Below are 24,303 nucleotides of genomic sequence, written 5' to 3'. Positions count from 1 at the left end.
GGGGTTAGGGAGGACTAAGATAATGCAATTAAACAGCTATCGAAAACATAGCCATTAGAACCCGTTGCAGAACGCAATGCGTTTAAGGAATTTCGCCCATAAACTCGCTGCAACCAGCGATCGCTAAACACCGCATCTCGTGCGTGCAAACAGCGTAAATTGTTAAACAGTAATAAGCTCCCAGGTTTTAAAATGACAGATTTGGCGATTGGCGGTTTTAACAAATTTTTCAACGTCTCCAAAGCCGCTTTTGCCTCATCGTCTAACGCCTGAATGTTGCTTAAATTCCCAACCACTTCGTCATAACCTTCTTCGTTTGTTGAAATTAACGGTTGGGATTTTGACAGGATCAAATTGCCGTTATAGTTAAACGAGTCAGGTGATTGCGGTCGATAGCGAGATTGACGTAAAATGCGATCGCTGTCTGGAGATTGGCGCTGCAACTTTTCGGTGATCTCCTCAATAGGGGCAATCCAAGTTTTTGTTTCAGCAGGGTTGCGTAAACCTAGCAACAACAAAAATTCTGGGCGATATTTGGACTGCAAATGACCAAGATCTGCGTGCCAACTCAAAGGTACTCGGCCAGAATTGGACTGAGTATGGGACAACCCAGGGACTGGCGCAATTTCATGGATAATCTGACCGTTCTTTTCTTGCTCAAAGGCAAGTGGCAGCAACCCAGCGATATGCAACACCGCCAACAGAACCAATTCACTCACCCATCCTTTATCGTTGGGGCGTTTCCCATCTGTAGGCGTTGGTGGCAACTCCTCATCAATGGGAAGATTCTGGATCACTGTCCAAGGAATACCCCCTGGTTGGGTGACTTGCCGCACTTCCTTCTCAATGGGTTTGAGGTAAGGCACTAATTCCTGTGCTGTTTCCCAAAGATCCTTAAACGAGGAGTTCGGTTTCATCGCTTGGGCAGCTTTGAGAAACACACAAGCATTCGTTTCGGGCAGGAAAGCACCCGCTTTAGGTTGTAAACTAGGAGTCATGGTTTTTTTGATAGGTGTTGGTTTGGTTGACATCTTGACTACTGAATCAACGCCTGTTCCTAAAGAGAGGTAAACTTGTATATTCAGTTTTCAAGGTGCGCTGTGAAGACCTGGTGGCAAAAGCCGTTTACCTGTCCTCACACTTATATTGAATCAGACCTTTTTTAAGAGGTCAGCGATCTAAAAATCATTGCTATTTTGCAGATCCTTGACAAAATTCTGGTGCTATGGTAGGGAAATTGAGAATTCGTGACGATCAGTTAGATAGGATTCAGGGATTAATCAATTGCAGAGGTATGATTACGCTGCGATGGGAATTTGCTCAATATCGAATACAAGAAATTTTAACAAAACGAGGGAAAGATATAAAGCAGGGGCTTAATGAAGAGGAATTAAACGACTTATATCAGGAAGAAGTTATCGAAGCTTACTACAAAACAGCTTTACTAGGTATTCTACCTGAATTAAAAAATCAACGGTTAACTTTAGACGAAATTCAATCACGTATTTGTGAAAAAGTCAAGGGTGGCTTAAATATGTTTTTGGATGACTATCTTAATATTCGCTATAATTCTCGTGGAAGTTGGCTAAAATTTACAAAAGGTGAAAAGTTTATTGAGCCAGATTGTTTCCAGTTATTTTGTGAGTTTTTAGAGTTAAATTGGCAAGATGTAGGAATCTCTAAAGCAGATTATCAAGAAGATAAGTTAAAAGTTATTACCGAGTTAGAGATGACGCTTTCAAACTTAAACCATAGTTCTCAATTTTCATCCTATAGACAGTATAGAAACTTGACAAGATCTTCGGTTTTTGGCTTTAAAGTTACTAATATTAAAACTCGCTGTATTCATTTATTTTGGCTATTAAAACGTTTACTAAAACAAAATTGCCAAAATTGCCAAATTATTGATATCGACTTTAATAGTAATCATAGTTATAATTACGACTTGCAACATCAATTAACCTATGCTTGTGGTCAATTGGCAATTAGGAAAACACTTCTTAATAGAATTAAGGCTGAACAACAAGGAAAAATTTCTAGCGATGTATCTGAGGAAGTTGTTAAACAATTACAAAGGCAGAAAAAAAATCTTCTGTTTTTATTGTGGACTTCAGAGGCAAATCAAATTGAGCAGTTAGACGAATTTGTTAAGAGCATTGGAAGACCTTTGAACAGAAAATTAAAGACACTACAAAAAGATGATTTTTGCCCTCAAATTTTTTTTGTTTGGGTTGATTTAGCTTTTTCATCTGAACAATCAAGCATCGATTTATTTAAAAATAATATTTCTATTGCTTCCGAATTCTATAGGCGCGATTTGCTTGATTGGATCGAGGAAGAAAAAATTATTACTCAAATGTCGAACTGGAAACGAGGTTTAAGCTTCTCTCAAGATCCTGAAAAATTTTTAGACCAAGTTTGGCAGAAAGTTCAAATTGAAATTCCTGTTAACTTTGATAAAATTGAACCGGAGATTGTTTTAGAAACCTTTTATAAATTTACTTTAAATGAATGGCAGGAGCATAAAGACCAATGGCTAAAACTTTAGACCCCATTAATCCTAATTTTACCGGAGATCCTAAATTTCAACCCAAAGCTAAAGAAAAAGATCCTGAAACTCAAGAACCCCTTTATCCCTATTTAGCTGATATTAGTGAGGGGTTAATTGAAGCGGTGAATTTAGCAATTAAGTTAAAACGTCCCATATTATTTGAGGGGGAACCCGGGTCTGGTAAGACAAAATTAGCTAAAGCGATCGCCTATGAATTTAGCAAGCGATCGCAAACCAAATGGCCCTATACAGATTGGTATATTAAATCAACGGATCAAGCACGGGATGGTTTATATCGTTATGATGCCGTTAGACGACTTTATGATGCTCAACTCGCAGCCACAGATCCGCTAGAAAAAGCTAAAATTCAAGAGAGATTAAATGATCCCCTACATCAAGCTTATATCGAATGGGGAGCGCTTGGTAAGGCATTTAAAGCTTCTCAAAATCAGCAACGAATGATTGTTTTAATTGATGAAATTGATAAAGCCGATCCAGATTTTCCCAATGATTTATTATTGGAATTAGAAGAAAAACGTTTTTTTGTGCGAGAAACCGGAGAAGAAATTCGTGCAGAATATGACTATACACCAATTATTTTAATTACCAGTAATGCTCAGAAAAAATTACCTGATGCTTTTTTACGTCGATGTTTATATCATTATATTGAGTTTCCTAACCGCAAAGATTTAGAAAAAATTGTTACCGCTAGATTTGGTAAAGATTGGTCACAGTCCTTGCTGAACTTGGCATTAGATCGGTTTTTGGCAATTCGAGATCAAATGGCAGAGGATAAAGGTGATTTTGGTAAAAAAATCAGTATTAGTGAATTAATTGATTGGATCAGTGCTTTAAAATTTAAGTCAACAGAAACTGAAATTGAAGACCTTCTTAAAAAAAGGAAAATTCCTTATGAAAGCACTTTGTTAAAAACGCGAGAAGATGTTAAACAATACAGTGAAATTGTTCCTGATGATTTTGATACCAATGAACCTAAAAATTATAATAAGGTGGAAGATGATGATGATAAAATTTAATCGTATTCAGCAAAATGGGGAATGGGCAATGGGCAATGGTTTAAGGGATAAATTTTGGCAGGTTTCTGGGCAAGGTTTATTTATCTGACCTCTCCCCTAACCCCTCTCCTGCAAGGCGATGCGAGAAAGAAATATAGCACTTCTACACCTGATAACTGACACCCGATATCTGGTATAAACCATGAATATACTCGATTTTTATTACAACTTATTCACCCAACTCAGAGAAGCGGGATTTCCTTTAGGAACCCAGGACTATCTATCCTTAATTGAAGCCATTAAAACTGAAATATATCCCCTAGAAGCGAATAAACTCAAACAACTCTGTAGAACCTTATGGGTAAAGTCTCGCAGTCAACAACAACAGTTTGAGGCAATTTTTAATAATATCACCCTTCCCAATAGCCCTATAGAAACAAGTTCTCCTCAACCGCAGATTTCTAAAACAAAAACCTCAACCCAACCCACAACCCAAACAACAAAAATCGAAAAAGATCCGCCCCCACCTGTTGAACCAAAAGACAATAAAGACAATAACGAATATTTTTTCTTTCCTGCTTCCCCCCTAACAAACTCAATATCACTCCCTGAACATTCTCAAGTTGTGAAAGCCATTAAACTTCCTACCCAACGAACTTGGATGAACTTTAACCCCCCAAAAAACCCCAATGAATATTTCCCAGTTACCCCCGAACAAATGACCCAAGGATGGTATCAATTAAAATCTGTTCTCAAAACCGGAACCCGTTTAGAATTTAATATTCAAGCCACAATAGAACAAATGCAACGTCAAGGCAAACCAATTACACCTGTTTTAAAACCAGGTCGTCAAAAAACCAGTTCCTTAATATTATTGATCGCCCAACGGGGAGGAATGCAACCCTTTCAAATTTTATCTCGGCAACTCGTAGAAACTGCTCAACGCACAGGTTGTTTAGACCCCAATCAATGTTATTATTTCCATGAACATCTCAGTTCCTATTTTTTTAGAGATCCTGATTTTGAGGAAGAAATTCCCTTCGATGCCATCCGAGAACTTACCCATCCTCAAAAAACCGTTGTGTTAATTTTTAGCAATGGGGATGCCGGAGAAAAACGCTACTCTCCCTATCATTTGAATACAACTCAACAGGTACTAAAGCAATTACAATCTTCTGTCAAAGCGATCGCTTGGTTAAACCCATTACCCAAACCCGACTGGCGTTATACAACGGCTGAGGCGATCGCTCAACTAAAAACTGTTAAAATGTTTCCCAGCGATCGTCAGGGATTTTATAATGCGCTCCAAGTGTTGCAATAGGCAATGGGCAATAATGGGTAAGGGGCAATTCCCCTCTAGCATGGCTAGATAGCCCCCCTAGCCCCCCAATTTTGGGGGGAACAGGATAATCCTCTTCAAGTCCCCCAGTATTGGGGGATTTAGGGGGCGATTCCCCTCCAATTCTAGGGGGAAACTGTCAACTGTCAACAATCTAAAATTGAATGATAAATTCTTCTCTCCTTGATTCTAATCCCCAAACGGAAGCGGCACAACAATGTATTGACCGCTTTCGTCAGAAACATGGAGAAATTTATTATCAATTTGCCTGTTATGCCGCCTTTCCCTTGGCATTAACCCCTGATTTTCTGTATCGCTTACGAAATCATTTTTATTCCGAACTTCCAGTTCCTTGGGTTGCCATTGCCCATTTACTCCTATCCGATTTATGCCAAAATATCGGTGAAGAACTCTATGAAATGGATCGAAACGTTCGCTGTTTACTCCTCAATGAATTAACTTCTTCAGAACTCTCTGAACTTTCCAGCTTTTCTCTTGACTATATCCAAGATCATTTTAAAACTGATATTCAAGGACTATGGCAAGCTCAATATTGGACAGCTTTAGCTTATGTTAAGCCAGAACCAACCGCCCAAGAAATTGCTATCAAATTACGTCAACTGTTGCAAAAACCTAATTTTAGGGAGTGGTTAAGAATTTCTTCTCTGGTGGAAACCCTAACGGAACCCTTACAAAACGCTAATTTTCAACCCCTATTAACTTTAGCGGAAGCAATGGGAAAAGCGGCACGGGGAAACTATACCGAAGCTGAACAACAATTTGCCCAACTGCGACAAAATAATACTGTTAATATTGCCGGGGTTTCTGTTCCTTTACCTCCCCCTCCTATTCCAGCAAAAACCTTTAGTTTTGAAACCGTTACCGTTAACAAAAAGGGTGAAATTATCAAACGGGAAACCCAACAAGCGCGATACTTTACCGAAGACATGGGAAATGGCATCACGTTAGATATGGTTTATATTCCTGGGGGGACATTCCTTATGGGTTCACTGGAAACGGAAAAAAAATATCAAAATTATGACGGGAGAGAAGAACCCCAACATCGAGTTACAATTCCCCCCTTCTTTATGGCTAAATATCCCATTACCCAAGCTCAATGGAAAGCCGTTGCGAACTGGCCGAAAATTCAACGGGATCTCGACCCTGACCCTTCCCGCTTCAAAGGGGATAACCGACCTGTAGAAAAGGTTAAATGGTACGATGCGGTAGAATTTTGTGCCAGACTGCTACAACACACCGGACGCAACTATTGTTTACCCTCAGAAGCTCAATGGGAATATGCTTGTCGCGCTGGTACTCAAACCCCGTTTTACTTTGGGGAAACCCTAACCAGTGATTTAGCCAATTATGATGGCAACTACACCTATGCAGAGGAACCCAAGGGAATATATCGAGAGGAAACTACCCCCGTCGGTGAATTTCCGCCTAATGCCTTTGGGTTGTATGATCTACATGGTAATGTCTGGGAATGGTGCGCCGATCCTGGGCATGACAACTATGAAAAAGCGCCAACACAAGGAGAAGTTTGGGATGAGCAGAACAAGAATGATAATCGTTATCAAATCTATAATGTTGAAAATTTAGTCAACTTATTAAGCCATGAAAGATATCGTTGTCTGCGGGGCGGTTCGTGGTTCGACGGTCCTGGTGGCTGCCGTTCTGCCGGTCGTGGCAGGATCACCCCTGGCGGCTCCAACGACGTCAACTGCGGCTTTCGGGTTTGTTGGGTGGTAGGTGCGTCGTAGGTTAGCCTGCGGGCTTCTTAGCCCTGTTTTCTTTAGCTCTTTTGCCCTCTACCCTTCTTTTTTCTTTTCCCTTCTTCCCTTGTGTCCGAGCGAAGCGAGGATTTTTATTTTTTCAAAAACGATATTAAGTTTTGTTAATGGAAGAACTCCCAATTATCCAAAAAACCTACGATTTAATCAAATGGTATGTCCCCATTTTAAACCGCCAACTCTCAGAAACCGGGTTTTTCAGTTAACTTAATACTCAGCATCAAAATTTGGATTAAAAACCCGGTTTCTTGACCTCGCCGTTAACTTTCAGAAATCAGGTTTTTCAGTTAACTTAATATTAATCATCAAAATCTCAATAAAAACCCGGTTTCTCGACTCCGCAGTTAACTTTCAGAAATCAGGTTTTTCAGTTAACTTAATATTAATTATCAAAATTTGGATAAAAACCCGGTTTCTCGACTCCGCAGTTAGCTTTCAGAAACCGGGTTTTTCAGTTAACTTAATATTAATCATCAAAATATTTCCTTAATCACCGGATGATTATGTATAGAATCAATGGAACAAAAACTTGTAGGAAAATAAATGATTTGACATCAATGTTCAGAACTCACCAAAGAGCCTTTAGCTTCTATTGTTTCCAGTGCAACTTGAGCCACTTGAACCGCCGCTTCAAATGGCAAAGCTCTGACTTCCGCTAGCAAATCTGCAATCGATAAACCCAAAGGTTGAGTTGAATCTGTAGGTTTTACATTCCGAGCTTGACTGTGACCAATAGAGCTATTGTTGAGTGGGGTTGAGGGTGCTACTTGAGAAATATGTAGATATAGCTGAAGTTGCTCTTTAGTCCATCCTTTTAACTTTGCCAACTTTTCCAAATTGTCATCATCAGGCCAGACTGCGTGCTTTTCCCAAGTTTGCACGGCATAGTAACTCACACCCAAAAGCTTTGCAAAGCTGCGTTGGCTTTTGTTACCCCGCAGTTCTCTAACTAGACTCGCTAACTTTTCTTTAGGTGTAGTCTCCAGCAGCATTCTTGGTTCCCTTTACTAACCCAAAACGACGATTACAACAGACCAGTATACAATCAAAGTTTGACATTTTATAAATGTCAATTTAGAATGACATCAGCTTTTAAATGTCACTTTAAATGTCAAAGTCAGAGGTTTTCAGGCAAGAAGTATCTATAGACATTCTAACCCCTCACCCATTGAATATCAAAATCTACGGTGAGCAGGAGGATGTCTCTTCTTTGGCAAAATCAATTGAAATCAGCCAATGGGTCAAACCATTGGTGGTGACGAAGGATTATGTCATCGTTTCTGGTCATCGGCGCTGGAAAGCACTTCAACAACTCGGATGGCTAACAGCCCCGGTGGAAATCCAAGAGTTTACAGATGAAGTAGCCATTTTAGAAGCACTGCTGTTAGAAAATGTCACCCGTGAAAAAACCCTAGAGATGCGAATTCGAGAAGGGATGGCTTGGGAAAGCATTGAAGCGGAAAAAGCTACCTCTCGGAAAGGAACTCGGACAGACTTAGGGAACATGGTGGAAAATTTTCCACCATGTTCACCACGAACAAAATTTGGTAAGTCTCGTGATGCGATTGGCTCTCGTATTAGCCTTTCGGGTAAATCCTATGCCAAAGGACGAAAAGTGGTAGACCTGATTGACTCAGAAGCTCGTGAGGGAAACCTTTCATCGGCATCAACCTTGCGAACCGCTTTAGATAAAAGCATAGATGCTGCCTATAAATTAGCGATTAAGCCCAAAAACACGAGAGAGGCGATCGCCCAAATGCTCAAAACAGGCAAAGTTAAGAATATTACCACCGCTATTCGTCTGGCCAATCAACAATCTGAAACCCAATCATTGCCATTAACGCCCTCCTGTTGGAACTGCGGACACCGAGGGGAACAAATCAATAACCACAGTATTTACTGCTACAAGTTGGGTCTTCTCGACCTAGTAGACAAATCGGGGGAAGAACGAGGTCAGAACTGTAGTGAATGGACAGACCTGACTTTATCCTCGCCTCTCCAGAAAAAAACAACCTTTGTCCTTTCCTTGTTACTCCCTATTGAGTGGCAAACTCAACTCGAAGAAATTGCCGCCACTGTTGGTTTAGATCCAGCAACATGGGTCAAACATCTTATCGATGCCAACCTGCATCTGCATCCTGAATTGGCTCAGATGGCTCAGATTCAGTCGAATTGGGTGGGGATGAATAAAGCATCAAGACAAAACTGAACTCTCTATTCTGCATACAAGAACCCCAGATCAAGCCTAACTAAGGTGTATAGAAAGCCAAATTTTGAAAACATTCTCTAATTACAGCAAGTGGGAACTAATATAGATAATACAAATGCTAAGGTTGATGCCATACAGCTAGAAATTTTCGGGTTAGACAGTCCACAAACTCCTGTGGTCAAGAAACGTACCCGCAAAGCTATCAACCTACCTTCAACTGAACTGCCATTGTTCGCAAACAAGGATATAGAAATGATGGCAACAGGAGCCCCTGTGACTAGCGCAACTCAAGCTTACCTCAAACCCCCAGATTGGGAGAAATATAACGAGGGTTGTTTATATTTCTCAAAAGAATTTGGCAAGGGTCGGTTTATTGAATTCTTTATTCTTAACAATCAAAAGCAGCAGCCAGAGTTTATTACTGAACAAGCCGAGTCAGAAATTCTTGAACGATATGGGGTCATGGCCGCCCGACTGCACGTTTTATTTGCTGCCTATGCCGCCCGTCAGGAACAACCTTGGAAAGATCCATTTGATTTGCGGGGAACTGATTTAATTAAGAGTTTGGGGTTACATCAAACCCATCGAATGAATAAATCTGCAAAACTCAAAGCTGTTGCTGACTTAGCCTGGATTGTTGGTACTTTGGGGGCAAAAATTCATTGGTATGAAGGCGAACTTAATTTATGTATTCGGCACACTAGCCCAATTTGGACAATTCTTTATGTAGAAGAGTTTTATCAACCGGATTTATTTCAGGAAACGGGAGAGTTAATCGAAGTCGTCATTCGAGTCATGCCTGGGGCATGGACTGAAAAATTCCTCAATAAACAAGATGAACAATCAAAAAAAGCCCTTTATCAATATGGGTTTGTCAACTCAGATATCTTCAAACTTAATCATTATAAACACAACCTTGCCTCTGCTTTAGCATTATATTTAGTTCAAAATCGCCGTTTTCATCCCAAAGGAACTTATCGTATTGAAAGCTTACTTAGAGGGATTTTGTCGCAAGAAAAAATTGAAGAAGTTCGTCAGAAAAAACAATATCGCTCCCGCTTTTTCAAGCAGTTTTACGAAGCTTTAGAAGCATTGACAGAAATCGGATTCAAGTTCAAGTTTGCCCCATCATTTCCTAAAGTCTTACTACCCGCTTGGGCTGAATTGCCCGATGAAAAACCTAATGAGTTAGATCCTATTGAAACAGCACCTTTAGAACAGTCCTTACCTAAAGGATTTTTTGATACATGGCTCAATAGTGTGGTAATTGTAACAGCCCCACTGAAAATTGAATCAGCGATGAAAGTCTTTGAGCGCAAAAAAAGAAAAGCTCTTTCCCCAAAATCCCCAAAAGTACCTAAACAATCAAATCCAACTCAAAAACTAGAACAGGTAAAAATCATTGACTCTCAAACTGACACTCAAATTGAACCACATCCAGCACTCACTGGAGAAATGGTTAAGCAGATACGTCAGTCTCAAGGCTGGACTCAAGCTTGTTTAGCGTCTAAAATTGGTAAGAGTGTTAGTTGGGTCAAACTGGTTGAAAGTGGGCGACGGAAAATTAACGAAAGTTCCCAGGAAACACTCCGAGAAATTTTGGGAATTTAACTATATCAACACCGGAAAAATCGCTGCTTAACCTCATATAATATAGATAAGCTGCTACGCAGCTTACTAGGAATAGATCATGGAATCGACAACTGGTTAACTTGTGTGAGTAACGTAGGAACCAGTTTTATTGTTGATGGTAAGCATTTGAAATCCTTAAATCAGTGGTACAACAAGCAAGTTGCTGATCATAAAAATGGTAAACCCCAAGGTTTTTGGAGTAATTCTTTATCTGTTATCACCGAAAAACGGAATCGCCAAGTTAGAGATGCTATCAATAAAGCTGCCAGATTGGTCATCAACCATTGCCTCAAAAATAGCATCGGTCGTATTGTTTTTGGTTGGAATAAAGGACAAAAAGATGGTGCTACCCTTGGGAAGAAAGGGAATCAAAGCTTTATTCAGATTCCCACCGCCCGATTAAAATCTCGAATTCAAGAACTTTGTTCTCGCTATGGAATTGAGTTTATAGAAACCGAGGAATCTTATACCTCAAAGGCTAGTTTTCCCGATCATGATTTTCTCCCTGAATTCGGTGAAAAACCCGACAACTGGGAACCGTCAGGAAAACGAGTTAAACGGGGTTTATATCGCACTGCATTCAATCAATATGTTAATGCTGATTGTAATGCAGCAGCTAATATTGTCCGCAAAGTATCGACAACATTGGGATTAAATCTCAATGGAGTCAGTAGTGGCGCATTGACTACGCCATTAAGAGTTCATATTTGGACTACTTAAGAATCCCCGCATCTTCAGAGCGGGGAGTGTCAAAGGAACCAGTTTTATTGTTGATGGTAAGCACTTGAAATCCTTGAATCAGTGGTATAATAAACAAATTGCTGATCATAAAAATGGTAAACCCCAAGGTTTTTGGAGTAATACTTTATCTGCTCTAACCGAAAAACGGAATCGTCAGGTTAGAGATGCTATTAATAAAGCCTCCAGAGTGGTTATTAACCATTGTCTTAAAAACGGTATCGGTCGCATTATTTTTGGCTGGAATAAAGGACAAAAAGATGGTGCTACCCTTGGGAAGAAAGGGAATCAAAACTTTATCCAGATTCCCACCGCCCGCTTAAAATCTCGAATTCAAGAACTTTGTTCTCGCTATGGAATTGAGTTTATAGAAACCGAGGAATCTTATACCTCAAAGGCTAGTTTTCCCGATCATGATTTTCTCCCTGAATTCGGTGAAAAACCCGACAATTGGAATCCGTCAGGAAAACGAGTTAAACGAGGTTTATACCGCACTGCATTCAATCAATATATTAATGCCGATTGTAATGCAGCAGCTAACATTGTCCGCAAAGTATCGGCAACATTGGGATTAAATCTCAATGGAGTCAGTAGTGGCGCATTGACTACGCCATTAAGGGTTCGTCTTTGGACTACTTAAGAATCCTCGTCGCTTGATTCGCGAGGAGTGTCAAACTCTACCAATTACTAACCCTCACAAAATCAGAGCAATTATGGTACTGAAAAAACCTATCTCAAAAACCATCACCAGCTTAGACAACCTGGAAGAAAGATTTAATCTCCGTCCTACAGAAAACGCACAATTCTTTCCTGAATGGAATGAAAACTTACCCGAACTAACCGACTCGGAAACAGCCACCTTAGACCAAATTAGAAACCGATTTATTCGTCATCGCAAACGCGGTTCCTTAGCCGAAGGAACCATCAATCACTTAATTATTTCTCCCTTATTAGCCCTAGCTGGTTTATACGACGAACCCTTTTTTGTCACCACAGAACCCGAAGTTGAACTATTCCTAGAAGACAGAGACGAAATATTAAGAGGACGCATCGACACCCTGATTATTCAACAGCAACTCTGGGTATTAGTTGTAGAATCTAAATCAACAATCGCCTTTTCTGTAGCCCTCCCCCAAGCCCTCACCTATTTAATAGCAAACCCCAACCCAGAACGCCCCGTTTATGGATTAATTACAAACGGTGACGAATTCCAATTTATTAAACTTTTAAATCAACCTAACCCGAACTACGATTTATCTAATATTTTCTCCCTATTACTTCCCCATCGCAATCAACTTTATGACATCATGCAAATCCTTAAACAAATTAGACAAATCATGATTGAAACCCCTATTGAATAAGATCAGAGTCAGAGAAACACCAAAAAAACAATTATTCCCCTATGCCTTATCAACTTAAAATCGACTACCCAGAAACCTTCCCCGATGCCCTCCAACAAACAAAAGAACAATTTGAACAAGAAGCGAAATGGGCAATGGCAGTTAAACTATTTGAACTCAAACGCCTTTCTTCTGGAATGGCAGCCGCGTTAATTGGGGTAGATAGAGTTACATTTCTCCTCAAATTAAAAGATTATGGTATCCCCATGATTGACTTAACAGAAGAAGAACTATTATCTGATTTAAAAAATGCCTAACCCGGAAAAAATTGTTATTAACACCTCCCCGCTAATAGCCCTTGTGGCTGCCTTGGGTGACTTAACTATTTTGCAATCCCTTTATCCAGAAGTATTAGTTCCTTTTGAAGTCTGCCAAGAAATTCTTAGTGGCGGTTCTAGTAACTTTGCTGTTGCCGAATTTACTGCTGCTAATTGGCTACAAAAACAGCCTGACCCTCTGAATATTTCTCCTCTCCTCCTCAACTCATTAGACATTGGCGAAGCCTCAGTTATTCAATTAGCCTTAAATGAAAATATCCCAACCGTTTGTATTGATGAATCGGTTGGACGGCGAATTGCTAGATTAAGCGGTCTTTCCGTTACAGGTTCCATTGGGATTTTATTACGTGCCAAACAGGAAGGCTACCCTTTATCAATTAAACAATCTATTCAACAAATGATTAACCAAGGAATTCGATTAAGTACAACTGTAATTGAATTCGCCCTCAAGCAAGCCGGAGAAAATAATTAATCCAACTCAAAATTAACCGATCTCTTAACCTAAAAGCGAGTAGCAAAGAGTAAAGCCGCTAAAATATCATCCCGTTCTAAATCCTCATAGTCTGCTAAAATTTCCTCAATACTCATACCAGAACTCAATAACTCTAAAATCAACTCAACCGGATAACGCAATCCCCGGATGCAAGGTTTGCCATGACAGATATTTAGATCGAGAGTAACTCGTTGCAGAAGGGAGTCATTCATGAAACTATATTCTTAACTCAACTCATTATAGCAACTCATTTGCTTTAGCAAGAAGATTTTTATTAATAATTAATTAACTGAACTAATTGCCCCTGCATAATACTCGCTAACCTTCTCGATAATATGACTGGCTTTCAAAAATACCAGTAAATCTGAGTTATATCTGGGGAATAGGGGTTTAGAATAAACCAGGAGTCTTAGCGATCGCCTTAGCTTTTGCAGACAACCGAGGATAGGTTAAGCTAGCAGTAGATTTCTCTCCATTTTACACCTCCCGTTCAAACACGATCTATGACCTATACCCCATCTAAACTACTTAGCTTTGAAGAGTTTATTACCCAATACGGAGATAATACACGCTATCAACTGATTGACGGAGAACTCAGAGACATGGAACCTACTGGCCCTCATGAAGCTGTTGCTGGAAGTATTGCGGGTAGAATTTATGTTGAAATTTTTCGTGCGAATTTAAACTGGTTGATCCCAAAAACTTGTTTGATTAAACCTCTAAATGCTGAAGCTACAGCACTGCGACCTGATGTGATAGTTTTAGATCGAGGAGAACTGAATCAAGAACCCCTTTGGCAAAAAGAACCTGTTATTTGTAACAGTAGTACCATCAAGCTTGTTGCTGAAGTAGTCAGTACAAATTGGCAAGATGATTATGCTCGTAAAGTGGAAGAATATGCTTTTTTAAATGTTCCTGAATACTGGCTTGTGGATTTTCGAGGTTTAGGGGGAATTCAATTTATCGGTAATCCTAAACAACCGACTTTTACGATCTGTCAGTTAGTGAATGGCGTATACCAGCAGCAACAATATCGGTTAGGAGATACAATTTATTCTCCTCTATTTCCCAATTTACAACTAAAACTTGATGATGTTATGCCCGCCTAAATCACTATTTCCTGATCCAGAGAGAGTTTGTCAGGATAATCAGTGTACTCAATTATTCAACTACTAAATTGACCATAAAATTAGCGGCTTTTCAATATCTGGGCAGGCAGCTACTCCATCGAGTTCACATTAGAAATTAAGAATTATAGTAAGCCCTAAAAAGCTTAAGTGAAAAAAAGTTAGTACACCCACAGTACCAAGTTAGATCATTAGGTGATTGACTCTGATTGATTCTAACCTGCAAAAGATAGCTAGTGATATCAATCCCCCCTCCAACTTACTCCACACATGAATTCGTCGATTGGCATCCTTTGATTTTCCGTCAAATGCTACGTCTCTAGCTTTGCACAAAACTCCCATCCTGTGACCCGTTAATTACTCGCCACTACCCCAGTAACGCAGGTTACGGTCGCCATGTCATTGCAAATTTGCTCCCGCCTTCCTCATGGTTACAAACCTTGTAACCATTGATTTATATGGTTTTAGCACGTTTTTTGCATCTTCTAAATTCTCCCATGCTGTGACTTTATCCTCCCATGCTGTGACTTTATCCTCCCATGCTGTGACCTGAAAAATTTTAAACCTTTATACAGTAAGGGTTTCAGCGATGGTTACAAGCCTGATCAGTTTGATCAGTCTTGATCCACACGAGGTAAAAAAGCCAAAAAAAGCAGGGCGGTAGTATGGGAAAACTCAATTCCCAGTCTCGTTATGAAACGTTACTCAACCCACTACAGGCTGTTTAAACGCCATCAACGCCCCTTAGCTGCTCAACCCTCAAAACACCCTGACTCATCCAAAACAACGCTTCTAGGGGGTGAATTCTTTGGCTAAATTCATTTCTAGTAAACGGTCTAACCCCTGCCCGATTTGTAACGACATCAAAGGCAAGTGTCGTATCCTCCCCGATAGTGACCTGGTGTTGTGCATGAACAACACGGTTGACCTTGACGGTTGGCGGTTTCTCGGACTTTCTCAAGGCGGGTTATGGGGAAAATATGTACCCCTACGTCCTGGCGAGTTAACCCCAGAAGACAAAATACTCCGACGCCAACAAGCCGAAGAACGCTCATTAGAACGACTTGCCATTAAACAAGGGATTGCAGAAAGTTTGTCGATGCAACAGCGAGATCGCAACTTCCGACAACTCCTGAACCAACTTAGTCTTCACCCCGATGACCGAAAAGACTTAGAACGTCGAGGGTTATCCCCTGAACAAATTCGCCGAGGAATGTTTCGTTCCGTTTCTCCAACAGTCAAACTCAACGAACCCGTCTCCCCTCAACTTCCTGGTATGGCGGTAGACGGACGACATCTAACCGTTAAACATCAAGGTTACTTCTGCCCCATCTTTAACCCAGAAGGATTAATTATTGGCGGTCAAATTCGGCTTCGAGATACCGTAAACAGCAAATATCGATGGTTACTTTCTCCTCAAAATCGTAATCGTTCCCATGCTGTGACCTCCCACCTTCAGGAAACGGGTGAACTTCCCCTACAGTGTGTCTGGGTTAATCCCCAACAACGGGATATTCGACTCGCTGAAGGAATTCTCAAACCTTGGATTGCTGCTCACCGCAGACATCAAAACTATTTGGGTGCCACCGGAGGACAATTTACCAGCAGTCCTCAATTGCTTAATTGTTACCTTGAAATTTTCCAACCCCAACGAATCATTCTGACTCCTGATGGAGGTGCTAAAAATAATCCCCATGTCCTGAGACAGTATCGGCATCTTTATCAACTCCTGCAATCTTGGGGTTACTTTTTATGGGTTGAGTGGTGGGGTCAAGAAACCAAACAACATCCTGATGTTGATGAAATTACCCCAGATACCGCCACAGAAATTATCCCTTACTCGGAATGGGATGTCACAGTAGGGAAAGAAAGAATAGCCTCCGGTGAAAATGCCTTCATCTCTGCTACTGAGTGGGAAAATCGGTTTAAACTACCTCAACTCAAAACTGAGTTAACCCAAACCCTCAAAACTTTTTTTACCAAAGTTTTCAAGAAACCTTCGGTAACACAAGGATTTGCACCGCAACTCCCTAAAAATCCTTCCCAAAATCCAGAGGCAAAATTACCCGTTTCTACTAGCGCCATAGTTAAATGGCAGCCACCCAAATTTTCTCAAATTAACTACAAACCCGGAGAATTACCTGAGTTTGAGGATTGGTTACAAATCGGTTCACCCAGTATTCGGTTTGAAGCAGGGCAACGTCTAACACTCCTTAAAGAAGCATACAATAAGGGTTATCAAACCATCAAAGATTCCACTCCTCCAGGTTACGGAAAATCTTATGATGCAGGGCAAATCAATTTATCGACTTTTGACATTGACCCAAACAATAAAGATAATAAAACTCGGATTTTTTATCTTTCCCCTGACCATCGAAATCCTACTAATATTACCCTTGAGCAAAATTATATTGATCTTGAAGCGAGACACGAAGGATTAATTCAAGACATCACTCGCAAAACAGCAATGGGAAATCCCTTCTTAGAACGTTGGAAATTTTCTAAACAACATCAAGCCCCTACTATTCCCACGAACTGTCCTGAAACTCGCACGTTTGAACTGACAGCACAACGGAATTTAACTGTTTTTGGCGGTCAGGATTCTCCCATCTGCCAAAGTTGTCCTCACTTACATGGGTGCAGTTTCTTAAATCAACGACGGGAAACCTTAAGCCATGAACGGTTAATTCGGGCTGACATTCACTCAATGTCAAAACCAGCCGAAACTGACATTGGCATTATTGAGGAGTCAGGAGTTAACTTACATCCCACTCAAACCGTGAGTGTAACCTTGGCAGATATTGAGAGAACGGCGGGAAAACTACAATTTGCAAAAGATCTCCGTATCTTTAAAGCATTACGTCCTATTTTAAGTTCTGTTTATCAAGCGATTAAAAATTTATCTCCTCAAAATAAACGCTATGGAATGAGCCATTTTGAGTTGATGAAAGTATTACCCACACCGGAAGAAATTAACGATAAAATTTGGGAATTGTATGCAGACGATTGGTTAAAAACCCAGGATGTTTGGGGACGACCTCGTTATCACTATGAAATGATTGATGGTGAACCTGTTGCTACCCATATTATCGGTGAAGATTGGGAAATTCCCTCTCTTCACGACCTCAAACAAGAATGCTATCGTTTGTTAGGACATAACTTGGATAAATTGTTAAATGGGACAATGACTCCGCAGGAAAAGCAGCAAGTTATTGAAGAAAATCTGATCCTTAATTGGATAGCTCCCCTTGTTAATGCTCTCTGTGGAAATCGAAAAATTAGTTTACAAGTTGTTGGTAATACCTTAACCATTACCCAACCTTGGAAACGTCACTTAGAGATTGTTAAATCCTTTGGATTTAGAATTTTTCTGGATGCGACTCAAACGAAAGAAGATTTAGCCCGAAATCTCAAGATCGCTTCGACACAGATCTTACAAATTCGCCAACGTCAACAACCCATTCCTAATTTACAAATTCATATTATTCGAGGATTAGGACATTGTGGAAAACAACGACGCCAAACCCAACAAGATAGAATTAAATTAGCTGTAGAGGCGATCGCCCATCGTCATCAAGGTCAACGAGTTGCTGTTAATGATCATAAGGCAGTTACAGAAGACTATCAACCTTTACTCGATACTATTTTAGAAAAATTTGGTTATTGGCATCGAGATACAAGGGGTTCTAATCAGTTTCTTAATACTCAAATTCTTTTAAATGTTGGTTTACCCATTCCCAATTTAGGACAACTTGCGGCTCAATGGCAAGCCCTCACAGGACAGTCAAGAAAGCCAACTCAATTAACAGGAGAATATGGAGCCTGGGTATATCGTAAAATTTGGGCTGAACTGATTCAAGCAGATGCTCGACTTCGCGCTCATTTGAGACAGAATGAACAATTGCACGTCTATCATTTGGCTGATTTAGATAATGCTGCGGTATTACAGTTACGTTTAGCATTTCCAGGTGCAACGGTTACTGTTGAAGAAGTTTATGATTATGCACCGGAAGCCGCCTCGAAAGGGATACAAATTGAACGAGGAATTATAGCCACTATGTGGGATTTAATAGAAGGTGGCAAGAAAACAACGATTGATCAAGTTGCTGAAGTTGTGGGGGTTACACAAGGGCGAATTAGTCAATTGTGTTCATCATTAGGGGGGTTTAAGCAAGTCAAGAAAACTTTAATTTTGTTATTAGAAGCTATTAATAGCAAAACTAAACTTTTGGATTTACCAGAAGAACTCAAATGGATGGCGCAAGTTTATCTCCCTGCGGTTACTCAAACTTTAGAATCCGAAACAATAACGGCGACGGAAAGTACAATTGAGGTGGTTCGTGATTTAATGACTATTACTAAGGTTTACAGGATTAAGCCATTGAGATTGATTTTAGCTAACACTCCCCTATCTACTTTGTGCCAGTTATTTAGGGTATTAGTCCGTGTATTACCTATTGAGATTCAGGAGGTTTTGAAATCGTTCTTTTTATTGGAAGTGGCTGTTACAGCTTGACTAAGCCTACTATAAGCTAAATTAGGAAATGCAGAATATATTGTAAAATTGAGACAGATAGTAGGGGTAAAAATAGCAGAGTTTAGAAACGATTGAAAAATCAACTTTAATCTAGGAGATTATCTAATGGCAAAAAAAGCTGGAAAACGTTGGATTCGTTCTCCTCTCAAACAGCCTAAACCTAAAGTTCCTGAGAGCGAGAAACAATTAGTTGAACAAAAGTGCAATGAGTTAATTGAAACAGAATTCAAGCCCAAATATATCGAGTCTCCACCCACCAACTCTAATTTAAACTATCGAGTGGACATCTTTTGTAAGTGGTATCGCAACTATTTTTACCTTTGCTCAACTTATAATTGTCCGAGTCCGATGGCGATTTCCCCATCTTTTGAGTCCCGGTCTGCCCGTTTAGAATATGTTGAGCCAGATTGTTTTAATATTGCCTACATGAGACATACGGGGCAATGGTGGGAAATCAAACGGGGTTTGTCTTTAGAAGACTGTTTAGTGGAACTTAAAAACAATTCCCTATTGCATCCTTAATCGCCTATTCCGCATCAGAGGTAATGCAAGATTAAATTAAAGATGGAGTTAAGCGATGGCGCGCTTCCGCGCCTGCTCGCGCATCGCAGAACCTTAAAAAACTAGAGAATTTCTGAATAAAAAAGGTAGCTACTCAATCGTTTTATACTTATACTTGGCTGCTATTACCCTTCCCACCTGTTTGATTAACTGCTCCTGTGTTTTACAAATTATTGCCCTAGGCATCCTCGTACCATCTGAAGTTACACTCTCAAACTCAGCCACCCATTCTTTAGTTGTTTCATCGTACCGTATATTCAAGTAATCCTCTTCGTTATCGTCACTCATATCAATCCTTTTATTAACTCAAGGTGTCTAAATTAATAATAACGTGAGTTTGATGGAGTGTGTTCATATCTCAATTAGGAGGTAGGTTATAATAATTAACCCTAAAAATCAAAGCAACTGTTAGTCCTCAGCACCAGCAGTAATTGTTAGTTTTATAGAATATTTTGGTGGCAAAAATTCTAGCGTATTTGCCATACCTGTATTTTTGCCATCACGCACTAAATCAATAAACTCTTGGCATGAACAGCCTACCCCCTTCATCATGAGATCAAAAACAAAAAATGAAGATAAAGAACTCTGGTACACATTTATAGATTTAACAAGCGAATCCAATGTAAACGAGTCTAATGTTTGCTTAGTTCTACTATAGATAGCTGCTTCCAGAGCTAAATCATGTATCGTTTTAATTGAGATAAAAAGACATCCTAATTGCAAGATTGAAGATTGCTTGCCTTCAATAAGTTCTCTATACCTTTGCAAATCAACAGTGTAGTTAAAGATTGAACTTGCATCCAGTTTCATTTGCTGATAGGTGATGTTATCTGCCTTTGAAAACGTTAGTTTGCTACATTGGCTTTTGTGATAGTTGCACCATCCCCTAATTACTGGGTTGAGTTTGGAGATGAGAGCTTCTTTTGGAAGACTCTTGTGTTCTTCAATGATGGTTCCTATCTTTTGAGTATGTGCCTTGAGCGACTCTTTGGATGGGGTGATGATAGTTTGAAACCCTTGCTTAACCACATACTTTCCTACTTTGAATTGTCTAATGGTAAATCCAAGGAAGTCGAACCCTACTTTGCCTCCTTCTTCAATCAGGGTGTGTGAAAGACGGGTCTTTTCGGGTTTCAATTCTAAACCCATACTCCTTAGCCATTCTGCTGTGATTTGCATACACTTTTGGACAACGGCTTTATCTTCGTGTAAAACTACGAAGTCATCTGCGTAACGTATTACCCCAAGGGTGCTACGTCTCCATTGTTTCGACAGTTTGTATCCACCTGGACTACGAAGGTCTAGGGTTTCCACATACTGTAGTAGGCGATTTTCTAGGCCGTGAAGGGCTATGTTAGCCAGTAGTGGGGAAATTACTCCCCCTTGTGGCGTTCCCTCAAGTGTAGGATTGGTTTCTTTCTTTTGTTTGCGGTTAGCGTATCCGCTCCAATCCACCACCACCGCTTTTAACCAGGACTTAATAAGTCGTCTCATGGTGGGGAATGTATTTAGTTTGTGCAGTAGTGCATCATGGTTAATGCGGTCGAAGCATTTGGAAATGTCAGCATCTAGTACATACTTTGGTTTTTTACAAATGCTGGCGTGTATTGCTACTAACGTTTTCTGAAGCTTGCGGACTGCCTTAACGTCTCCACGTTGAGAAGCTTGATAGATTCGCTTTTGGAGCTTAAAGACTACCCGTTCCAGCTTGCGCCAGTTGGTTGTCTTCCATTCCACAGTTGTCTTAATTGACTCTGTTTTAGACATTTGTACTCTGACTTACAACTCTATCTTCCAAATCATTGTGAATCTGTCTGCATATCCCCCTCGTTACAAGAGGGCATTAGCTTCTGATTCAATCCCTCCTACCTATGTCATGTGGTTGGCTCCCTACTCAGGCATCGACCTTCCTGAGAGACATAGATGGGTTAATTCGTTCCTAGCAATCATTTGTTTGAACCTTTAGAGCGATGCTTTCCACCGGGTTTATGGGAAGTGCTTGTTGGTCGGTAGGAAAAACGCCAACTCCCTAGCCTTGGACTTTTTGTCTCTCCCAGTGTTAACCCTTTTGGGTAACAACCTAATTACACTGGTTAATGTTCACGATGGTTAATAGCATCTTCGCTGTGCGCTGCTCATGGATTCTTGCTGGGAGGGATTTCAAGGTAGGTTCCTTGATTACCTCCACTTTGACTACCCCTTGCACGAATTACTCAACGAATTGCTAGTTCGTTGGGCGTGGGTAGCGCTTTCAACCCTGCACCTGGGTGGTGGGACTTGAGATTCTGGCTTTTGCCTCTAGTTGTCTCGGCTTTCGCTCGACTAGACTCTCACCTACATGGCTGCTAAGTTGTCAAGGTTCTGATTCTCAGCTAATACGAAAAGCTGATAACCTTGCTCCGTTTACACTTCAAGCTTTTGGCTATCCATTTGGACGGAAACGAATCGCACTCCCTGACACATTCAAATCTTCTAAGACTATTGTTTGATTTTCACGAATAATCTTAGTTGACAGTTTGTGTAAAAAATCATTTCGGGTATCAGAAATTTTAGCGTGAAGTTTGGCTAATTTCTTTCTAGCAACTGCCCTTCTTTTACTACCCTTTTGTTTCCTTGACAAATTACGCTGTAATTTCCTTAAACGGTTTAATTGTTTCTTTAAAGGTTGGGGAGATTTAATTTTCTCACCGTTGCTTAATGTAGCAAAATCTGTGATTCCTAAATCAATTCCTACGGAATTTTGGTTTTCAGGTAATTGTTTGGGGTTAAACTCAACCACAAAGCTGACAAAATATCTATCAGCACTATCTTTGATTAGGGTAACACTAGAAGGAACTGCGGGTAATTCTCTACTCCAGATTACTTTGATATCACCAATTTTAGCCAAGTGAATGTAATTAGAGTCAGGATAGATTTTAAACCCATTATCGGTAAATCTAGCTGATTGCTTGCATTTACGTTTCTTGAATCTGGGTGGTTTAACTTTCTTGCCTTTTCTCTGCCCTTTGCAGGATTTGAAAAAGTTGCAGTAAGATTGCTCCAAATCTCTCAAAGATTGTTGCAAGGGAACAGAGGAAACTTCTGTTAACCATTCTTTTTCCTCGGTTTTCTTGAGTTCTGTAAGTCTTTTAGAGAGTTCACTGCTAGAAGGTTTTTTGTTACCCGCACGGTATTGTTCTTGACAGTAAGCCAAGGCATCGTTAAAAACTACCCGACAACAACCAAACAATTGAGACATTAGCCTCTTTTGTTGGTCTGTTGGGTAGATTCTATATTGATACCTTAGTTTCATTGTTTTTGTTGCTCACGATCACTTCTTTAGTATACCCTAAACTAGAATAGAATAAAAAGCCTAAGTGGAACTTAGGGGTTTTAAACCCAAAATTTTCGATAATCAGTTCCTAGTTGTTAGCAGAATAGCGAGGAATAACTAACATTGGTCAGTTCTGATCAGCCTATAGGTATGACGCAAATTTCCCTAGAAATTGTTGAAACACAGCGAATTACGAAGCCAGCATCAAAACCTTTAACTACAGCATTTCAACTGCAATATTCACACCCTCATGGGCAACTTTATCAAGGTGATTCCATTGATTGGCTTAAATCCCTTGATTCTGAGAGTATTGATTTAGTTTTTGCTGATCCGCCCTACAACATTAAGAAAGCTGACTGGGATAATTTCGAGAATCAAGAGCAGTACATTGATTGGTCGCTTCAATGGATCAGTGAAGTTTCCCGTATTTTGAAATCAACGGGTTCTCTCTACATTTGTGGTTTTTCTGAAATCTTAGCGGATCTAAAGCATCCAGCATCAAAGTATTTCAAAAGTTGCCGTTGGTTAATTTGGCATTACAAGAATAAAGCAAATTTAGGTCGTGATTGGGGACGTTCCCATGAAAGTATTATTCATTTTCGTAAATCTAATCCAGTTAAACTTAACATCGATGATGTACGAATTCCCTATGGCGCACATACGTTGAAATATCCCTCTCACCCACAAGCAGAAACGAGTGCTTACGGAAAAGGAGCAAAGAAGAAACGTGATAATTGGACACCTAATCCTAAAGGTGCAAAACCTAAAGATGTAATCGAGATTCCTACTACTTGTAATGGCATGGGTGAAACAACACCTCACCCTACACAAAAACCTGAAGAGCTATTAAGAAAGTTAGTTCTTGCGTCTTCCAATGAAGGAGATTTAGTGATTGATCCATTTTCAGGTTCAGGAACAACGCTCGTGGTTGCAGAACAACTCAATCGACAGTGGATGGGCTGTGATCTGAATATGGAATACAATAATTGGGCATTTCAACGGATACAAAATGTTCGCCGGATGACAAAAGATGAATGGATTGCTTTTGATCGGAAAAATGCCGAAAGGAGAGAGTCTATACGATGAGCTTAACCAGTTTAGTGAATCATGCAACTGATAAAAAATATTTTCAAACACTTCAAGATTATAAGCTGCTACGCAGCTTGATTGTATAATAAAAGATTAAGTATTTTTAGGAATATAACCCCCAATGCCAGCCAAAAATCATCTGTCTAAAGAGCAAAAAAGAAAATTACTTAAAGAAATGAATGAAAATGAAAATGCTCAAATTAGAGAAAGAATATTAATTTTAT

Annotated in this window: 22 protein-coding genes; 17 read left to right on the top strand and 5 right to left on the bottom strand. The window is 40.0% G+C overall.

Annotation, left to right across the window (positions count from 1 at the left end; genetic code table 11):
• Positions 1 to 14: 14 nt before the first annotated feature.
• The gene (locus H6G57_RS26750) at positions 15 to 1,031 is read right to left on the bottom strand and encodes a TauD/TfdA family dioxygenase (RefSeq protein WP_190524508.1); all 1,017 of its coding nucleotides are present in this window, start codon (positions 1,029 to 1,031) and stop codon (positions 15 to 17) included.
• Between the two features lie 194 nt (positions 1,032 to 1,225).
• Here H6G57_RS26750 and H6G57_RS26745 point away from each other — a divergent pair, with 194 nt between their 5' ends.
• The 5 genes from H6G57_RS26745 (at position 1,226) to H6G57_RS26725 (ending at position 6,908) form a co-directional block, all read left to right on the top strand.
• The gene (locus H6G57_RS26745; RefSeq protein WP_190524495.1) at positions 1,226 to 2,548 is read left to right on the top strand and encodes a hypothetical protein; all 1,323 of its coding nucleotides are present in this window, start codon (positions 1,226 to 1,228) and stop codon (positions 2,546 to 2,548) included.
• Positions 2,533 to 3,588, top strand: coding sequence for a MoxR family ATPase (locus tag H6G57_RS26740; protein ID WP_190524492.1), 1,056 nt, complete (start codon positions 2,533 to 2,535; stop codon positions 3,586 to 3,588). The genes H6G57_RS26745 and H6G57_RS26740 overlap by 16 nt, the downstream gene beginning before the upstream one ends.
• A 181-nt stretch (positions 3,589 to 3,769) precedes the next feature.
• Complete coding sequence (locus tag H6G57_RS26735; RefSeq protein WP_190524490.1) at positions 3,770 to 4,888, top strand: hypothetical protein; 1,119 nt, start codon at positions 3,770 to 3,772, stop codon at positions 4,886 to 4,888.
• 182 nt (positions 4,889 to 5,070) lie between these two features.
• Positions 5,071 to 6,672: a formylglycine-generating enzyme family protein gene (locus H6G57_RS26730; RefSeq protein WP_190524487.1), complete on the top strand. Its 1,602-nt coding sequence runs from the start codon at positions 5,071 to 5,073 to the stop codon at positions 6,670 to 6,672.
• Between the two features lie 137 nt (positions 6,673 to 6,809).
• Positions 6,810 to 6,908, top strand: coding sequence for a four helix bundle protein (locus tag H6G57_RS26725; protein WP_242049104.1), 99 nt, complete (start codon positions 6,810 to 6,812; stop codon positions 6,906 to 6,908).
• Between the two features lie 348 nt (positions 6,909 to 7,256).
• Here the strand turns inward: H6G57_RS26725 and H6G57_RS26720 are convergent, their stop codons facing one another.
• Positions 7,257 to 7,694, bottom strand: coding sequence for a helix-turn-helix domain-containing protein (locus tag H6G57_RS26720; protein ID WP_190524485.1), 438 nt, complete (start codon positions 7,692 to 7,694; stop codon positions 7,257 to 7,259).
• Between the two features lie 116 nt (positions 7,695 to 7,810).
• On the opposite strand from H6G57_RS26720, the gene H6G57_RS26715 reads away from it, so the two are divergent.
• The 7 genes from H6G57_RS26715 (at position 7,811) to H6G57_RS26685 (ending at position 13,431) form a co-directional block, all read left to right on the top strand.
• Entirely contained in the window at positions 7,811 to 8,911 is a 1,101-nt protein-coding gene (locus tag H6G57_RS26715; RefSeq protein WP_242049103.1) for a ParB N-terminal domain-containing protein, read from the top strand.
• 90 nt (positions 8,912 to 9,001) lie between these two features.
• Positions 9,002 to 10,522, top strand: a complete 1,521-nt coding sequence (locus H6G57_RS26710; RefSeq protein ID WP_190524478.1) for a multiprotein-bridging factor 1 family protein — start codon at positions 9,002 to 9,004, stop codon at positions 10,520 to 10,522.
• A 42-nt stretch (positions 10,523 to 10,564) separates the two neighbouring features.
• The gene (locus H6G57_RS26705; RefSeq protein ID WP_375539551.1) at positions 10,565 to 11,263 is read left to right on the top strand and encodes an RNA-guided endonuclease InsQ/TnpB family protein; all 699 of its coding nucleotides are present in this window, start codon (positions 10,565 to 10,567) and stop codon (positions 11,261 to 11,263) included.
• Entirely contained in the window at positions 11,247 to 11,921 is a 675-nt protein-coding gene (locus H6G57_RS26700; protein WP_309236063.1) for a transposase, read from the top strand. The genes H6G57_RS26705 and H6G57_RS26700 overlap by 17 nt, the downstream gene beginning before the upstream one ends.
• Positions 11,922 to 11,994: 73 nt before the next feature.
• Positions 11,995 to 12,642 (top strand): type I restriction endonuclease subunit R, encoded by a 648-nt coding sequence (locus tag H6G57_RS26695; RefSeq protein WP_190524470.1) that lies wholly within the window; start codon positions 11,995 to 11,997, stop codon positions 12,640 to 12,642.
• Between the two features lie 41 nt (positions 12,643 to 12,683).
• Positions 12,684 to 12,938 (top strand): UPF0175 family protein, encoded by a 255-nt coding sequence (locus H6G57_RS26690; RefSeq protein ID WP_190524464.1) that lies wholly within the window; start codon positions 12,684 to 12,686, stop codon positions 12,936 to 12,938.
• On the top strand, positions 12,931 to 13,431 hold the full coding sequence (locus H6G57_RS26685; protein ID WP_190524461.1) for a DUF3368 domain-containing protein: 501 nt from the start codon (positions 12,931 to 12,933) through the stop codon (positions 13,429 to 13,431). Before H6G57_RS26690 ends, H6G57_RS26685 begins: the two co-directional genes overlap by 8 nt.
• Positions 13,432 to 13,460: 29 nt before the next feature.
• Here the strand turns inward: H6G57_RS26685 and H6G57_RS26680 are convergent, their stop codons facing one another.
• Positions 13,461 to 13,664 (bottom strand): DUF433 domain-containing protein, encoded by a 204-nt coding sequence (locus H6G57_RS26680; protein ID WP_190524458.1) that lies wholly within the window; start codon positions 13,662 to 13,664, stop codon positions 13,461 to 13,463.
• 291 nt (positions 13,665 to 13,955) lie between these two features.
• Between H6G57_RS26680 and H6G57_RS26675 the strand changes: the two genes are divergently transcribed.
• The 4 genes from H6G57_RS26675 to H6G57_RS26665 all read left to right on the top strand — a co-directional run bounded on the left by H6G57_RS26675 (position 13,956) and on the right by H6G57_RS26665 (position 19,638).
• On the top strand, positions 13,956 to 14,561 hold the full coding sequence (locus tag H6G57_RS26675; RefSeq protein WP_190524455.1) for a Uma2 family endonuclease: 606 nt from the start codon (positions 13,956 to 13,958) through the stop codon (positions 14,559 to 14,561).
• A gap of 445 nt (positions 14,562 to 15,006) precedes the next feature.
• Complete coding sequence (locus tag H6G57_RS29520; RefSeq protein WP_255528410.1) at positions 15,007 to 15,132, top strand: hypothetical protein; 126 nt, start codon at positions 15,007 to 15,009, stop codon at positions 15,130 to 15,132.
• Between the two features lie 357 nt (positions 15,133 to 15,489).
• Complete coding sequence (locus H6G57_RS26670; RefSeq protein WP_190524452.1) at positions 15,490 to 19,095, top strand: hypothetical protein; 3,606 nt, start codon at positions 15,490 to 15,492, stop codon at positions 19,093 to 19,095.
• Between the two features lie 126 nt (positions 19,096 to 19,221).
• A complete protein-coding gene (locus tag H6G57_RS26665) occupies positions 19,222 to 19,638 on the top strand; it encodes a hypothetical protein (protein ID WP_190524449.1) in 417 nt (138 codons plus the stop codon).
• Positions 19,639 to 20,085: 447 nt separating this feature from the next.
• On the opposite strand, the gene H6G57_RS26660 is transcribed toward H6G57_RS26665, so the two are convergent.
• Together H6G57_RS26660 and H6G57_RS26655 are read right to left on the bottom strand one after the other, a co-directional pair.
• Complete coding sequence (locus H6G57_RS26660; protein ID WP_190524446.1) at positions 20,086 to 21,444, bottom strand: reverse transcriptase domain-containing protein; 1,359 nt, start codon at positions 21,442 to 21,444, stop codon at positions 20,086 to 20,088.
• Positions 21,445 to 22,099: 655 nt separating this feature from the next.
• Positions 22,100 to 22,969 carry a transposase gene (locus H6G57_RS26655; protein WP_242049102.1) on the bottom strand — a complete coding sequence of 290 codons (870 nt, stop codon included), beginning with the start codon at positions 22,967 to 22,969 and terminating at the stop codon, positions 22,100 to 22,102.
• A gap of 144 nt (positions 22,970 to 23,113) precedes the next feature.
• Here H6G57_RS26655 and H6G57_RS26650 point away from each other — a divergent pair, with 144 nt between their 5' ends.
• Entirely contained in the window at positions 23,114 to 24,076 is a 963-nt protein-coding gene (locus H6G57_RS26650) for a site-specific DNA-methyltransferase (RefSeq protein ID WP_206756703.1), read from the top strand.
• Positions 24,077 to 24,303: the final 227 nt, after the last annotated feature.

This window comes from Planktothrix sp. FACHB-1365 (assembly GCF_014697575.1).
Classification (GTDB): Bacteria; Cyanobacteriota; Cyanobacteriia; order Cyanobacteriales; family Microcoleaceae; genus Planktothrix.
This window is presented reverse-complemented; position numbering and strand designations above follow the sequence as displayed.

What these genes read in the sequence shown, in the direction of transcription:
- H6G57_RS26750 (WP_190524508.1), bottom strand. Translation starts at nt 1,031, where the DNA reads ATGTCAACCAAACCAACACCTATCAAAAAAACCATGACTCCTAGTTTA.
- H6G57_RS26745 (WP_190524495.1), top strand. Translation starts at nt 1,226, where the DNA reads ATGGTAGGGAAATTGAGAATTCGTGACGATCAGTTAGATAGGATTCAG.
- H6G57_RS26740 (WP_190524492.1), top strand. Translation starts at nt 2,533, where the DNA reads ATGGCTAAAACTTTAGACCCCATTAATCCTAATTTTACCGGAGATCCT.
- H6G57_RS26735 (WP_190524490.1), top strand. Translation starts at nt 3,770, where the DNA reads ATGAATATACTCGATTTTTATTACAACTTATTCACCCAACTCAGAGAA.
- H6G57_RS26730 (WP_190524487.1), top strand. Translation starts at nt 5,071, where the DNA reads ATGATAAATTCTTCTCTCCTTGATTCTAATCCCCAAACGGAAGCGGCA.
- H6G57_RS26725 (WP_242049104.1), top strand. Translation starts at nt 6,810, where the DNA reads ATGGAAGAACTCCCAATTATCCAAAAAACCTACGATTTAATCAAATGG.
- H6G57_RS26720 (WP_190524485.1), bottom strand. Translation starts at nt 7,694, where the DNA reads ATGCTGCTGGAGACTACACCTAAAGAAAAGTTAGCGAGTCTAGTTAGA.
- H6G57_RS26715 (WP_242049103.1), top strand. Translation starts at nt 7,811, where the DNA reads ATGTCAAAGTCAGAGGTTTTCAGGCAAGAAGTATCTATAGACATTCTA.
- H6G57_RS26695 (WP_190524470.1), top strand. Translation starts at nt 11,995, where the DNA reads ATGGTACTGAAAAAACCTATCTCAAAAACCATCACCAGCTTAGACAAC.
- H6G57_RS26690 (WP_190524464.1), top strand. Translation starts at nt 12,684, where the DNA reads ATGCCTTATCAACTTAAAATCGACTACCCAGAAACCTTCCCCGATGCC.
- H6G57_RS26685 (WP_190524461.1), top strand. Translation starts at nt 12,931, where the DNA reads ATGCCTAACCCGGAAAAAATTGTTATTAACACCTCCCCGCTAATAGCC.
- H6G57_RS26680 (WP_190524458.1), bottom strand. Translation starts at nt 13,664, where the DNA reads ATGAATGACTCCCTTCTGCAACGAGTTACTCTCGATCTAAATATCTGT.
- H6G57_RS26675 (WP_190524455.1), top strand. Translation starts at nt 13,956, where the DNA reads ATGACCTATACCCCATCTAAACTACTTAGCTTTGAAGAGTTTATTACC.
- H6G57_RS29520 (WP_255528410.1), top strand. Translation starts at nt 15,007, where the DNA reads ATGGTTACAAACCTTGTAACCATTGATTTATATGGTTTTAGCACGTTT.
- H6G57_RS26670 (WP_190524452.1), top strand. Translation starts at nt 15,490, where the DNA reads ATGAACAACACGGTTGACCTTGACGGTTGGCGGTTTCTCGGACTTTCT.
- H6G57_RS26665 (WP_190524449.1), top strand. Translation starts at nt 19,222, where the DNA reads ATGGCAAAAAAAGCTGGAAAACGTTGGATTCGTTCTCCTCTCAAACAG.
- H6G57_RS26660 (WP_190524446.1), bottom strand. Translation starts at nt 21,444, where the DNA reads ATGTCTAAAACAGAGTCAATTAAGACAACTGTGGAATGGAAGACAACC.
- H6G57_RS26655 (WP_242049102.1), bottom strand. Translation starts at nt 22,969, where the DNA reads ATGAAACTAAGGTATCAATATAGAATCTACCCAACAGACCAACAAAAG.